At 38.8% G+C, this 12783-nt stretch carries 16 protein-coding genes; 13 read left to right on the forward strand and 3 right to left on the reverse strand.

What is annotated here, in order from left to right:
* Positions 1–7 precede the first annotated feature (7 nt).
* Complete coding sequence (locus K2N75_RS02905; RefSeq protein WP_297679286.1) at positions 8–1072, forward strand: dihydrofolate reductase family protein; 1065 nt, start codon at positions 8–10, stop codon at positions 1070–1072.
* Entirely contained in the window at positions 1051–1275 is a 225-nt protein-coding gene (locus tag K2N75_RS02910; RefSeq protein ID WP_297679284.1) for a hypothetical protein, read from the forward strand. The genes K2N75_RS02905 and K2N75_RS02910 overlap by 22 nt, the downstream gene beginning before the upstream one ends.
* A gap of 45 nt (positions 1276–1320) precedes the next feature.
* Here K2N75_RS02910 and K2N75_RS02915 read toward each other — a convergent pair whose 3' ends face one another.
* The 3 genes from K2N75_RS02915 to K2N75_RS02925 are packed head-to-tail and all read right to left on the reverse strand — an operon-like array spanning position 1321 to position 3293.
* On the reverse strand, positions 1321–2220 hold the full coding sequence (locus K2N75_RS02915) for a LysR family transcriptional regulator (RefSeq protein ID WP_297679282.1): 900 nt from the start codon (positions 2218–2220) through the stop codon (positions 1321–1323).
* A complete protein-coding gene (rsmD, locus tag K2N75_RS02920) occupies positions 2210–2818 on the reverse strand; it encodes a 16S rRNA (guanine(966)-N(2))-methyltransferase RsmD (protein WP_297679280.1) in 609 nt (202 codons plus the stop codon). The genes K2N75_RS02915 and rsmD overlap by 11 nt, the downstream gene beginning before the upstream one ends.
* Positions 2811–3293, reverse strand: a complete 483-nt coding sequence (locus K2N75_RS02925; RefSeq protein ID WP_297679278.1) for a hypothetical protein — start codon at positions 3291–3293, stop codon at positions 2811–2813. Before K2N75_RS02925 ends, rsmD begins: the two co-directional genes overlap by 8 nt.
* A 139-nt stretch (positions 3294–3432) precedes the next feature.
* Here K2N75_RS02925 and aroQ point away from each other — a divergent pair, with 139 nt between their 5' ends.
* Genes aroQ through ruvX form a run of 11 tightly spaced genes read left to right on the forward strand, consistent with a single transcriptional unit; the run spans position 3433 to position 12568 of the window.
* Positions 3433–3927 (forward strand): type II 3-dehydroquinate dehydratase, encoded by a 495-nt coding sequence (gene aroQ, locus K2N75_RS02930; RefSeq protein WP_297679276.1) that lies wholly within the window; start codon positions 3433–3435, stop codon positions 3925–3927.
* Between the two features lie 19 nt (positions 3928–3946).
* On the forward strand, positions 3947–4990 hold the full coding sequence (locus K2N75_RS02935) for a M24 family metallopeptidase (RefSeq protein WP_297679274.1): 1044 nt from the start codon (positions 3947–3949) through the stop codon (positions 4988–4990).
* Position 4991: 1 nt separating this feature from the next.
* Positions 4992–5654: a 2-amino-4-hydroxy-6-hydroxymethyldihydropteridine diphosphokinase gene (gene folK, locus K2N75_RS02940; RefSeq protein ID WP_297679272.1), complete on the forward strand. Its 663-nt coding sequence runs from the start codon at positions 4992–4994 to the stop codon at positions 5652–5654.
* Positions 5651–7087 (forward strand): flagellar biosynthesis protein FlhF, encoded by a 1437-nt coding sequence (flhF, locus tag K2N75_RS02945; protein WP_297679270.1) that lies wholly within the window; start codon positions 5651–5653, stop codon positions 7085–7087. The genes folK and flhF overlap by 4 nt, the downstream gene beginning before the upstream one ends.
* Before the next feature lie 2 nt (positions 7088–7089).
* Complete coding sequence (locus K2N75_RS02950) at positions 7090–7947, forward strand: P-loop NTPase (RefSeq protein ID WP_297679268.1); 858 nt, start codon at positions 7090–7092, stop codon at positions 7945–7947.
* A gap of 18 nt (positions 7948–7965) precedes the next feature.
* Positions 7966–8361, forward strand: coding sequence for a hypothetical protein (locus K2N75_RS02955; protein ID WP_297679266.1), 396 nt, complete (start codon positions 7966–7968; stop codon positions 8359–8361).
* On the forward strand, positions 8345–9049 hold the full coding sequence (locus tag K2N75_RS02960; protein WP_297679265.1) for an RNA polymerase sigma factor FliA: 705 nt from the start codon (positions 8345–8347) through the stop codon (positions 9047–9049). The genes K2N75_RS02955 and K2N75_RS02960 overlap by 17 nt, the downstream gene beginning before the upstream one ends.
* The gene (gene fliM, locus K2N75_RS02965; RefSeq protein WP_297577931.1) at positions 9042–10103 is read left to right on the forward strand and encodes a flagellar motor switch protein FliM; all 1062 of its coding nucleotides are present in this window, start codon (positions 9042–9044) and stop codon (positions 10101–10103) included. The genes K2N75_RS02960 and fliM overlap by 8 nt, the downstream gene beginning before the upstream one ends.
* A gap of 9 nt (positions 10104–10112) precedes the next feature.
* Positions 10113–10958, forward strand: a complete 846-nt coding sequence (gene fliY, locus K2N75_RS02970; RefSeq protein ID WP_297679263.1) for a flagellar motor switch protein FliY — start codon at positions 10113–10115, stop codon at positions 10956–10958.
* Between the two features lie 6 nt (positions 10959–10964).
* Positions 10965–12074: a radical SAM family heme chaperone HemW gene (gene hemW / locus K2N75_RS02975; protein WP_297679261.1), complete on the forward strand. Its 1110-nt coding sequence runs from the start codon at positions 10965–10967 to the stop codon at positions 12072–12074.
* A gap of 5 nt (positions 12075–12079) precedes the next feature.
* Entirely contained in the window at positions 12080–12568 is a 489-nt protein-coding gene (gene ruvX, locus K2N75_RS02980; RefSeq protein WP_297679259.1) for a Holliday junction resolvase RuvX, read from the forward strand.
* Positions 12569–12783: the final 215 nt, after the last annotated feature.

The raw sequence follows: 12783 nt of genomic DNA on the forward strand, positions 1-12783 counted from the left end.
TCACGCATTGCAAAACATAGACACAGATGAATTTTATTTGAATCTTTGCTTGCAAAGCGCGTGGCAAAACCAACTCATCACACTCCCAAATCCTGCTGTAAGCGCACTCGTATTAGACCAATATGGTGCAATCTTAAGCCTAGAATCGCACCAAGAATGTGGCAAACCACACGCGGAAGTGCTTGCCCTCCAAAAAGCTTACGCAAAACTAAGCGGCGATTGTGGAATCTTGCGCTTAAGCGATTCCGCACAAATCCATCAGTATTTGCTCCAACACTCCCAAAATCTTTTTAATAAGACGACGATTTATGTCAGCTTAGAGCCTTGTAGCAGTCATAAATGCGGCAAAACTCCCTCTTGTGCAAGTCTTTTAAAAGTATTAAAGCCAAAACGCATTGTCATTGCCACACAAGATAGAAGTCAAAATGCTAAAGGCGGGGCAGAGGAACTAGAAGAATGCGGAATCCTTATAACAAAAGCTTGGGAAGCAAAAAACTTAACTACCATTCACAAAAACGCGAACTCCCTCTTGTACCCCTTTAATGCCCTGCAAACAAAAGGGCGATTCTTGCTCTACAAATACGCTTGCAGGCTAGATGGCAGCATTAATGGCGGACAAATCAGCTCAAAAGCAGCCCAAAGCAAAATGCACGATTACCGCGCAAAAGCAGATTTCTTGCTTCTTTCTGGAAAAACAATAAGAGAGGATAAGCCGACACTTGACGCAAGATTTGCAAGTTTGGAATCCAAACACGCCCCGAATATCTTAATATTAACGCGTGATAATAATTTCTCTACCAATGCGCCACTTTTTGACATACCAAACAGAGAGGTGAAAATATTAAATCAGATAAGCCCTACATTGCGCAATATTAATGGGTTTATAATGTGTGAGGGAGGAGCAAAACTCTTAAGCACATTACAACCTCATATAGATATGCTTCTTGTGATTCTACAACCAAGCTTTAACGCGGATTTCACTCTCACAATGCGCCTAAAATTTTCCTTCCGTCTTATCCATAGTATGCAGATAGGAGAAGATTTGTTTTTATGGCTTTTGCCCAAAAATTAACAATGCTTTCATTCTTTGCATTGCTATCCTTAAGTGAGCAAAAACCCACCGCGCCATTGCGAAACCTCGTTAGAAGTTGTAGTAATTATAAACAAGCAAATTTGAGATTCCATTACAAACATTTCGGCGAGATTCTTTCATCTGGATTGTTTCGCTACGCTCGCAATGACGAAAGGATAGGCTGTCCTTACGAGATTCCATAAGGAATCCTAACAATCCTCACGCACAATCCCGCGCTAAGATTCCATTTATTGCTTGCTTTGCTCCAAAACATATTCCTCAAATTTTAGCAAAATGGGATTATGGAGCTGACTTTGACGCTTAAGCGAATAAAAAGATTGCTCTAAGGGTAAATTTTTGATTTTAATGGGGAATAAAACTTTGTTTTCTAGCTCTTTTCTAATAGCAATTTCAGAAAAAACAGACAACGCGCCCTCGCAAATCACTAAATCCTTAATTGCTGTTGTGCAATTTAGCTCAAGAAAAATTGGAATCTCAACCCCAAGTTTTGCCAAAGCACCCACAAATTGCTCCCTTTGTCCTGAACCATATTCTCTCAAAATCCATATCTTATCTAGCAAATCCTTAATGTCTCTCGTGCGTGAGGCGAGAATAAAATCATTGCTCGCAACAATCAAAGAATCTGTATGCAACATTTCACTAACCAAACCTTCGGTGCTCGCATATTGCGAAGGAATATCTCCCTCTACAAGTGCCAAATCCACTGCGCCTTTTTTGACTTGCAAAAAACATTCCTTAAGATGAGCAACCTGCAATTTTAGCTTGACTTTTCTGTGTGTTTTGGCAAACTCAAAAACAATTTTAGGCAAAAAATATTCACTAATTGTATGGGTCGCAATGATACTTAATTCTCCTGTAATCTCTTGAGAATCTGTGCGCTCCAAACTCTCAAGACTTGCATAATATCCTTGCACTACCTCTAGCCACATTCCACCTAGAAATAATGCCCTTGAAGTTGGCACTAGCTTCTTTCCAATACGTTCAAAAAGCGGAAAACCGGCAAGTTTTTCTAATCGCTTCACCACTATGGACACATTAGGCTGTGAGATAGAGAATCGTTCGGCTGTTTGTGTAGGACTTTTACTCTTTAACAAATCCAAAAATATCTCTAAATCCTTAATTTTCATTTTGCACCCCTGATTCAAAATAGCTCAAAGAACTCCTGCCGAATTTCTTTGTTTTTATGAGTGTAAAATTACCAATATGCGTTGGAATCTCCAAAGAAGAAATATGCTCCAATACAAGCAAATCAAAAAGATTTTTATCCAAATCCTCTATCATTTGATAACATCTTTCGTAAATGTCTTGCATTGCGTTGCGCACATTAAAAGGCGGGTCAATATATCCAATACTATGGGATTCCAATGTTCTTAAAGCAAGTTTGTAATGACTAAAAGTATCTCCCAAGAGGACGCGATAACTTTCATTGTTTTGACAAATATTTTGCAAATTTGCTTTTAAAATTTCACAAGCCTTTTTATCGCTCTCAAAAAATAATGCGAATCTTGCTCCACGACTAAGTGCTTCTATCCCAATACTTCCACTCCCGGCAAAAAATTCTACAAAGCTTGCTCCCACAATGCCACTATTTAAAGTATTAAAAAACGATTCCTTTAAAATCGCCTTGGAAGAACGCGTCGTATCCAATGAAGCCATTTGCAACTTGCGTCCTTTATAGATTCCACCTAAAATTCTCAAGGTAGATTTGGGAGGATTTTTAAGCATTTTTATCCCTATAATGCTCCAAAACAATCGTTTGAATTTCTTTTGCGAAACTGCGTAAAACTTCTTCAATCTCAGCATTCAAAGCAGAATCCTCAAAAAAAGGCGGAATCTCTTGCTTTAAGTTATCCAAACGATTCAAATCACCAAAACCGCTAGAGTCATTTGCGGACTTTGCAAAAATCTCTCCTTGTAAATCCCGATAGCTCTTAGGTTCCTCATTTTGCGATTCCTGCATCGCCTTGCCTCTGACTTTTCTATCAAAATTCTCTAACTCTTGTAGCAACATTTCCCGTGTGAAAGGAATCTTAAGATTTGCTTCCTCAAAGTCTCCGATTAAAAATACAGGCTTTTGGGATTCTACACGTTGCGTCGCGACGACAAAATCACAAAGTTTATAACTCGTAAGATATTCCTTTAAATACATCTCTAAACTGCGGTCTAACAATAAAGAATCACAAATCAGCGCGATTTTCATAATAGAATCCTTACAAAATATTTTATCAATTATAGCGGAATCTTTACAAAAATTTTAGATTTTTTATCAAGCTTAAGCGCAAAATTCTTGCATTTAGAATCTTTTTTGCTATAATTTAAAAATTTTAAAAGGAGCAAAAATGAAAGCAATGGTAATCCAAGGTCCCAATCTCAATATGTTAGGGATTCGCGACCCGCGTATGTATGGACCAGCAAAGCTTGAAACAATCCACCAAAACATCAAACAACACGCCGAACAAATCGGCTTAGAGGTGGATTTTTTCCAAAGCAATTTTGAAGGCGAAATCGTAGATAAAATCCAAGAATGCTTAGGACAATACGACGGAATCATCATCAATCCTGCCGCTTATTCTCACACTTCAGTTGCGATTCGGGACGCAATCTCTGCTGTCAATTTACCAACGATTGAAGTGCATATTAGCAATATCCACGCAAGAGAAGATTTCCGACACAAAAGCTTAACTGCTGCGGTATGTGCTGGAGTTATTGCAGGCTTTGGTCCAATGGGTTATCATCTTGCTTTACAAGGGCTCGTTCAGATTCTCACTGAATTAAACGCAATCAAAGAAGCGCGCAAGCAAGCGGCTGCACAAAACGCACAGCCCCAACAATAAACACCCTTAGGAGGGCGAATTGGAAAACTTTATCATCAAAGACGAAAATGCCCTTTATTTTGAAGTGGGTTATAGTTGCGATAACGCCCTTTTTATCGCTTATGGTGAGCAGGGCTATTTCATTACCGATGGACGTTATCAAACCGAGGCGCAAGAATCAATCAAGCAAGACAAATATGCCGTAGAGATTCTTATTTCTCGCGACCTTATTCGCACGGCGCGTGGGATTTTGAAAAAATACGAAAAATCTACTTTTTATTTCAATCCACAAGAATTTTCGGTATTTGCCTTTGAAAAATTAAAAAACAATCTTAAAATTAACTTCATTCCTAAGCCAAACTTTCATCAAGAAAAACGAATCCTCAAAACTCCACAAGAAATTGAACTTTTACACCATTCCCAAAAGCTTAATTTCAAAGCCTTTGCTAAATTTGCAAAATTCCTTAGCAAAAAAGGCTTGGATTGCAAAGAATCCTATTTGCATTTCAAAACACAAGAATTTTTGAGCAAACAAGGGAAATTTGATTTAAGCTTCAATCCTATTGTAGGAATCAATAAAAATGCCGCAAAACCGCACGCCCTGCCCTCAAACGATAAATTGCAAAAAGGAGATTTATTGCTTTTTGATGCGGGATTAAAATACAAACGTTATTGTTCGGATATGACGCGCACCGGGTATTTTGGCAAAAATGGAATCTGCTTTTCTAAAGAACAAAAATTCAAAAACAAAGAGTTGCAAAAAATCTATGACATTGTGCTAAAAGCCCAAGAATGCGCAATCAAAGGTGCAAAAGTAGGAATGCTTGCCTGCGAAGTAGATGCTCTAGCGCGCAATGTGATTGAAAAAGCCGGATATGGCAAATATTTCGTGCATTCCACAGGACACGGAATTGGGCTAGATATTCACGAATTGCCTATTATTTCAGCGCGTTCTCAAACGATTCTACAAGCGGGTATGGTTTTTTCTATTGAACCGGGCATTTATATTCCCAATCATTATGGCGTGCGCATTGAGGATTTAGTCGTATTAGAAAGAGATGGCGCGCGCGTGCTTGGAATCTAAAATGCAATCACTCACACTCCATAAATCCTATTTAACTTATCCAAAACAGAGATTCCATTGCACCAAAAAAGAATCACAAAACTTGCATTATTTTGGAATCAAAACCTACCAACAAATCCAAATGAATCCCAAAATGACACGCTTAATTTATGCGCTTCCTCCACTGCAATGCAAACCCTTTGCATTGCAACCCAAGATTCCGCGATTTACTCTCGTGCGCCCTCCTAATCCCTATCGGCTTTTCAAGGCACATAAACAACTCAAACAATACGCGATTTTAGGAATCGGGGCAAATTGTGGTGAATGTTTAATTACATTTTGGAAGCTTTTTAAGAGGTTCAAAAAGAAAAATGTTATAATTTCTCTTTCATCTATTTTAAAAAATCCAGCTTTTGGCTGGGAAGCGCAAGCAGATTTTTATAATGCAATTTTATGGGTAAAAACCAAGCTTGGCTATGTAGAATTTTGGAGTTTTTGTGCGTATTTGGAACGTATGTTTGGGCGGAATCGCAAACGACCTTTTAAAAACGCTCCGCGCACTTTGGATATTGATATTATTGGTTTTAAAAATCAATTCTTGCGTTTCAAACATTTACAGATTCCGCATATTGCTTGGTCTCTTAGAGAAAGCGTGAGGATTCCATTACTAGAGAGGAAGGTATGAAACTATTTACTTACACGGGAGAAAGTTCAGCTGCAGCTTTAGCACAAGCCAAAGCTGAACTTGGTGATGAATTTTCAATCATCTCACAAAAAAAATTAAGTGAGGGGGGATATGAAATTTCTGTTGCCATTAGCGAAGAAGACTTAAAAGAAGCCAAAGCCAAAGCCGAACAAGAAAAGCAAAAAAATGAAACCTTAACGACAAAAAGCAATAGTATTGCTGATAGATTGGAATTGATTGCACAAAAGGAATTAGAAAAAAAACGTATGGCACAAACCCTATCTAGCACACTTCCTGAAGATGTTTCTTTGCAACTTTCCGATGCAGTGCGTCAAATCTCACAGATTGCTGGCGTTGCCTCTAAAATTCCTCCAAAATCTCCTTACCCAACACCTCTAGCACAGATTCCAAAAGAGGCTTCCTCTCAATCCCAAGATAAAGAAGAAAAACCAAAGCAAACGCAAAACAACGAAGAATCACAAACAAAAAACAAAAAGAAAGAATCCTCGCTTGAAAATAATGATTTGCGCTTGATTCGGGGCGAGATTGATAGACTAAATGATAAACTCAAACTGATTCAAAATATGTTTTGGGAGGAAAGAGGACCTAAGCGTGATGGCTTGATTATCCCGCACGAATTTGCAGAAATTTACAGAATCACCAAAGCAAGTGGTATGGCAAAAGAGCATTTAGAAAAAATTATGCAGCTGACTTTGGAATTAATGCCCATTAAAATGCGCGAAAATTCTGTGCTTATCAAACGATATTTTAGAGAAGTTTTGCGCAAAATGGTGTATGCAAGGGCGGAAAATCTAAGCAGTAATGCTAAAAACATTATGATGTTAGTCGGACCCACAGGAGTGGGCAAAACGACGACTTTAGCAAAGCTTGCCGCACGCTATTCAAGACTTTTAAACAAAAATTACAAGGTAGGAATCATTACTTTGGATACTTACCGAATCGGTGCAGTGGATCAATTAATGTTTTATGCTAAAAAAATGAAATTGAGCATTGATACGGTGGTAGATACAGAGGAGTTTGTTAATGCATTAGATTCCTTGAAATATTGCGATTATATTTTGATTGACACTGTGGGTAGCTCACAACACGATAGAGCGAAGCTAGAATCCCTCAAAAGCTTTGTCAATGCCGACCCAAACACTAAAATTGATGTGAGCTTAGTAATGAGTGCAACCACAAAATACGAAGACTTAAAGGACATTTACCATACTTTTTCTACTTTGGGAATTGACACCTTGCTTTTTACAAAACTAGACGAAACGCATAGCTATGGCAATATTTTTTCTTTGATTTACGAGACTAAAAAACCGGTAAGCTATTTTTCTGTCGGTCAAGAAGTGCCAAACGATTTAAATGTCGCGACAAGTGATTTCTTGATTGATTGCTTGCTAGATGGGCTTATTAAGGGATAAAAATGAAAAACCAAGCGGCAAATTTAGAATTGCTTTTAGAATCGCCAAAAACCTCTAACACAAAATTTATCACTATTACAAGTGGCAAAGGTGGCGTGGGCAAATCTACTTTTAGCGCAAATCTTGCTTATAAACTTTGGCAACTAGGCTTCAAAGTCGGAATCTTTGACGCGGACATTGGGCTGGCAAATTTGGATATTATGTTTGGCGTGCGTTGCGAAAAAAATCTTTTGCATGTGCTAAAAAACCAAGCAAAGCTCAAAGATATTATTGTGCCTATTGAACGGAATCTCTATCTTATCCCGGGAGATTCGGGTACGGATATTTTTCGCTATAAAAGCGAATTTATGTTTGAAGCCTTGATTGAGGATTCTGCATTTTTGGACAACTTAGATTTTGTTATCATTGATACGGGAGCAGGGATTGGTGAATACACACAGACTTTTTTAAAAAATAGTGATGAGGTAATCGTTATTACGATTCCAGACCCTGCGGCAATCACAGATGCTTATGCAACAATTAAACTAGCAGCGAATTTCAAAGAACGCATTTTTATGCTGATTAATATGACAAAAAACAACGCGGAAGCACAAATGATTTTTCAAAAAGTGCAAAAAATTGCGCAAGCAAATATTAATAATATCAAATTAGAATTTATCGGAGAATTAACCAAAACATCATTGATTAATCATTACAGCAAAAATCGCGGAATCTTTGTTAAGCTAGAGCCAAACTCTTCCTCTTCTATGGAGATTGAAGAGATTGCACGCACTCTTGCCAAAAAAATGGAACGAAATGTGCTAGTGCAAGAAGATAAAAGATTTGGTAAATTCTTAAAAAAGATTTTGGGTCATTTTTAGGAAATGTAAGGAAACAAAATGTCTTTAAAAATGGATAATTTTTTAAGTTTTGCGATTGTGAATGGATTTTTTATCGGACTCTTATTATCCTTTTTGAAATTTGATGAACCAGAAATGATTGTAGCAGGAACGCTTATCTCAACGATTGGATTTTATTTGATTACCTTAGTAAGTGTTTCGTTGTTTGTGCGATTTTTAGGTAATCAAGAGCATATTATCAGGAGACCTGCCTATAATGATTTGCTAGAAGAATACATTGAAGAGTTTGATAAACGAGAAAAAGTAACCAACAAGATTCGTGGATTCTTGCGCACAATGGAAAAAACAATGCGTGAAGACGAGGAGGAAGAAGCGCGGACAAGCAAAAATAAGAAACACGAAGTAGAAAAGAATAACTATGCTGACGACTTCTAATGGCTACCAAACAGCATTAAAACAATCGCAAGATTCTCTAGCATTAGATTATCTTCCTGCACTCAAAGCAATGGCTTTTCGCCTAAAGGAGCGATTGCCTGCGAGTGTAGATTTTGCAGATTTGGTGTCTATTGGCACAGAAGAACTTATCAAGCTAGCACGTAAATACGATAGCAAGGTGAGCGAATCTTTTTGGGGTTATGCAAAGCCCAGAGTGCAGGGAGCTATGCTAGATTATTTACGTAGCCTAGACAATGTTTCGCGTCAAACACGCACATTGATTAAACGCGTAGATAAAGCGATTGCGACTTATTATAATGCACATCAAGAAGAGCCAGACAATGCTTATTTAAGTGAGATTCTAGGCGAAGAAGAAGAAAAAATCAAAGAGGCAAGAATCGCGAGCGAAATTTATGGCGTAATGCCTTTAGAAGACCAATTAGGCGGGGAGAATGAAGAGACATTAGAACGTATAGAAAAAGAGGAGTTGGTTGAAATCATAGAGCAGATTTTAGAACAAGCGACACAAAACGAACAGCTTGTGATTCAACTTTATTATTTTGAAGAATTAAACTTCAAAGAAATTAGTGAAGTAATGGAAATTACAGAATCAAGAGTTTCTCAACTGCATAAGGCAGTGATTCGTAAAATTCGTCAATACCTTGAACAAAGGGGGCTAAATGGCTGATATATTAAGTCAAGAAGAAATTGATGCGCTATTAGAAGTCGTAGATGATGATGGTGCGGAAGCCGAAATTGCAGAAAAACCAACGGCTGTTGTCCAACAACACCAAATTACTCTTTATGATTTCAAGCGTCCAAACCGCGTTAGCAAAGAGCAGCTAAGGGCTTTTCGTGGAATCCACGACAAAATGGCAAGGGCACTTTCTAGTCAAATTTCGGCAATTATGCGCTCTATTGTAGAGATTCAGCTCCACAGCGTGGATCAAATGACTTATGGTGAATTTTTGATGAGCTTGCCAAGCCCTACAAGCTTCAATGTTTTTTCTATGAAGCCTCTTGATGGCACTGGGGTTTTGGAGATTAACCCTAGTATTGCTTTCCCAATGATTGATAGATTACTTGGAGGCAAGGGCGACCCTTACGAATCCACACGTGAATTTAGCGATATTGAGCTGAACTTGCTAGATACAATCTTGCGTCAAATGATGCAGAATCTCAAGGACGCTTGGGCTCCTGTTACAGAGATTTTCCCCACCGTAGATGTGAAAGAATCTAGCCCTAATGTCGTGCAAATTGTTGCACAAAACGAAATTGTTATTATGGTTGTTATGGAAATCATCATTGGGCATAGTAGCGGAATGATGAACCTTTGCTATCCTGTTATTTCGCTAGAATCCGTGCTTTCGCGTCTTGCAAGTCGTGATATTATGCTGAGCGAAACAAGCTCTAAAAAATCGCGCAACAAAGAATTGCAAGCTCTTTTAGGTGGAGCAAAAGTCAATGTCGCAGCAATGCTTGGAGAAACTAAACTCAATATGCACGAAATCTTGGATTTGGAAGTGGGCGACATTGTGCGACTTGACCGCCCAGCAGATGACACGGTAATTATCAATGTAGATGGACGCGAAAAATTCCTTGCTAGCATTGGTTTGCACCGCTATCGTAAGACGATTGAAGTCAAAGAAATGATAAAAACAGAAAAAGACCAAGTCAAAGAAATTCTTGAAATGCTTGAAACTCAACGCAAATCCAGAGCAAACGAAATTGAAGAAGACTAGGAGTAAAGTATGCTAAATGATTTTTTAAAACTCATTATTCAAGAAGCAGGCGCGACGATAGAGGGTTTGCTCGGAAGTGCGCCAGAAGTTAGCCACATTGAAGCACAAAATGGCAAAAGCGATTCTATCAAGCCCCCAATGGCGAAAATTGACATTAGCACAGACGATGGAGCAACGCTTGCGCTTTTTATTTCTCCCAAAGTCGCTACCGCACTTGCAGATATGATGTTAGGCGGAGAGGGAGAGAGCCAAGAGACGATGAGTGCAGATGATTTGGACGCCACAAAGGAAATTGCCTCTAATATCTTTGGGGCAATCTCTACTTCGCTTGGCGGGCAAAAAGAACTACCCAAACTTAGTTTTACCCTGAACAATATCAATTTCCTAGCGGACGGAGATTTGGGGCTTTCTCAATTTAGTGGATTCTATACTTTTTCTTTCCATATTGGCTCTATACAAGATTATTTATATTTTGCTTTCTCTAGTGCGTTTGAACAACATTTTAATCCAAGTCCACCAGCCGAAGCTGCTCCAAGCGAGGAATCTAACGGGGGTGGAGGCGCACAAGCCAAAGTAGAGCTCAATAATTCTGAAATGAAAAATATGGCGATGCTTTTAGATGTGCGTTTGCAAGTCAAGGTGCGCATCGGGCAGAAAAAAATGCTACTTAAAGATGTGATTGCTATGGACATCGGAAGCGTTGTGGAACTCAATCAACTTGCAAATGACCCCTTAGAAGTCTTGGTAGATGACAAAGTCATCGCAAAGGGTGAAGTCGTCATTGTAGATGGAAACTTTGGGATTCAAATCACCGAAATTGCACCCAAAAAAGATAGAATAGAGCAGCTTTTATAACAAAAAGTGGAATCGCAAATCAGACCTCTTGAAATCTCTCTTTATTTGCATATTCCTTTTTGTGATAGCAAATGCGGATATTGCGCCTTTAATTCCCAAATCAACAAAAATCACTTAAAAACAATTTATATGGAAACTCTCGCCCGATATGTTTCCTATAAAATTCACAAACTTTTAGAGGAAAACCAAAGTCTACAAATTACTTCAGTTTATATTGGAGGAGGCACTCCAAATAGCGTAGAGTCCCGCGCCTATTCCTCGCTTTTTACGGAGTTTTCTCCCTATCTTGCACCACAAGCAGAAATCAGCATTGAAGCAAACCCTAATTCCCTAAGCTTAGAATGGTTGCAAACGCTTCAGGGTTTGGGTGTCAATCGCTTAAGCTTAGGAGCGCAAAGTTTTGAGGATTCTAAACTTGCCTTTTTAGAGAGACACCATAGGAAAGATTCTATCTTTTACGCCATTGAAATGGCACTAAAAGCTGGCTTGGAGAATCTTAGTATGGACTTAATCTATGGCACGCCCTTGTGCAATGCGTCCTTAATCACACAAGAGTTAGAGACTGCCTGTGCTTTGCCCTTAAGTCATCTTTCTGCCTATCAATTAAGCATAGATGAGGGAAGCAGGTTCTATGCAAACAAGGAATCGTTAGGGAATTTGAGGGATTTTGAGGGGGAATTTGAGGGATTTTTGAGCATAGGACATTTTATCAAATCCTATTTACAAACCAAAGGCTTTGTGCAATATGAAGTCAGCAATTATGCCAAAACTAGCCCCTCTTATCACAATCTTCGCTATTGGGAGGGCAAGGAATATTTAGGCATTGGCGCGGGAGCTGTTGGCTATCAAGGAGGCGTGCGCACAAGTATGCCAAAAAGTATTGAAAAATTTTTGTTGGGATTCTATGAAGAAAAAGAAATTTTAAGTGCGCAAAATCAACTCTTGGAACATTTGTTTTTGGGATTCCGCTCTTGTGTTGGTGTAGAAAAGGAAAAAATCCCCAATATGCACAATCTCAAGATTCTGCTAGAAGAAAATAAAGTGGAGCAGAACGGAGAAAGAATCTATGCAAAAGACTATTTTTTGGGTGATGAAATCGCCTTGTTTGTAGGATAAACAAAATGGAAACTATTGCGCAAACACTTCCGCCACAAATCGTGCTAGCTCTTGACATAGGGCTTAAGAGAATCGGGGCTGCAAAAGCGATTCAAAATATTGCCCTGCCCCTCCCTCCGATTTTGCGTAAAAACCGCAATCAAGCCGCAAAAGAAGTAAGTCAGCTCATCTTAGAATCCAAAGCAAAGGTGCTAGTGGTTGGAATCCCTATGCGAGAGTGCGATTCTGCTTTGATAGAGGAGGATTCTCTTGAGGCAATGCAAAAAAGAATCCGACATTTTGTCAGCCTGCTTGCGGTTCCACCTGAACTTGAAGTTGTTTTCTTAGACGAAAGCTTCAGCTCCTTTGAGGCATTGCAAAAACTAGAGGACAAAAAATCACGCAAAAAGGCACACAGCAAAGATGGTAGCCTAGATTCCCTCGCGGCTCTTGTGATTTTAGAAAGGTATTTGGCAAATCTTGATAAGATTCCACAATCTAACACCAAAGGTTAAATAATGAGGACAAACACACAAGCCCTTTTATCGGTGGAAGTTGTTGGATAGATTTGCGGGATACAGAATCAAAAAAATCAATCCAGAGATGTCATAGACCACTATATCACCGCTTACTTTGCTCCTTTGACTTTTAAGCGTAAAAGTTGGGGGGGGGGGCAGAAGCCTCGTAGAGCATATTTTAAAACATGTCAATTATACACTAATAACGAAGC

This window comes from Helicobacter sp. (genome assembly GCF_029067145.1).
Classification (GTDB): domain Bacteria; phylum Campylobacterota; class Campylobacteria; order Campylobacterales; family Helicobacteraceae; genus Helicobacter_D.

Excerpts from the sequence above, each read along its gene's own strand:
- K2N75_RS02910 (WP_297679284.1), top strand. The coding sequence starts at position 1,051 with ATGGCTTTTGCCCAAAAATTAACAATGCTTTCATTCTTTGCATTGCTA.
- flhF (WP_297679270.1), top strand. The coding sequence starts at position 5,651 with ATGAAACTATTTACTTACACGGGAGAAAGTTCAGCTGCAGCTTTAGCA.
- aroQ (WP_297679276.1), top strand. The coding sequence starts at position 3,433 with ATGAAAGCAATGGTAATCCAAGGTCCCAATCTCAATATGTTAGGGATT.
- rsmD (WP_297679280.1), bottom strand. The coding sequence starts at position 2,818 with ATGCTTAAAAATCCTCCCAAATCTACCTTGAGAATTTTAGGTGGAATC.
- fliM (WP_297577931.1), top strand. The coding sequence starts at position 9,042 with ATGGCTGATATATTAAGTCAAGAAGAAATTGATGCGCTATTAGAAGTC.
- K2N75_RS02955 (WP_297679266.1), top strand. The coding sequence starts at position 7,966 with ATGTCTTTAAAAATGGATAATTTTTTAAGTTTTGCGATTGTGAATGGA.
- K2N75_RS02915 (WP_297679282.1), bottom strand. The coding sequence starts at position 2,220 with ATGAAAATTAAGGATTTAGAGATATTTTTGGATTTGTTAAAGAGTAAA.
- fliY (WP_297679263.1), top strand. The coding sequence starts at position 10,113 with ATGCTAAATGATTTTTTAAAACTCATTATTCAAGAAGCAGGCGCGACG.
- K2N75_RS02960 (WP_297679265.1), top strand. The coding sequence starts at position 8,345 with ATGCTGACGACTTCTAATGGCTACCAAACAGCATTAAAACAATCGCAA.
- K2N75_RS02950 (WP_297679268.1), top strand. The coding sequence starts at position 7,090 with ATGAAAAACCAAGCGGCAAATTTAGAATTGCTTTTAGAATCGCCAAAA.
- K2N75_RS02925 (WP_297679278.1), bottom strand. The coding sequence starts at position 3,293 with ATGAAAATCGCGCTGATTTGTGATTCTTTATTGTTAGACCGCAGTTTA.
- folK (WP_297679272.1), top strand. The coding sequence starts at position 4,992 with ATGCAATCACTCACACTCCATAAATCCTATTTAACTTATCCAAAACAG.
- ruvX (WP_297679259.1), top strand. The coding sequence starts at position 12,080 with ATGGAAACTATTGCGCAAACACTTCCGCCACAAATCGTGCTAGCTCTT.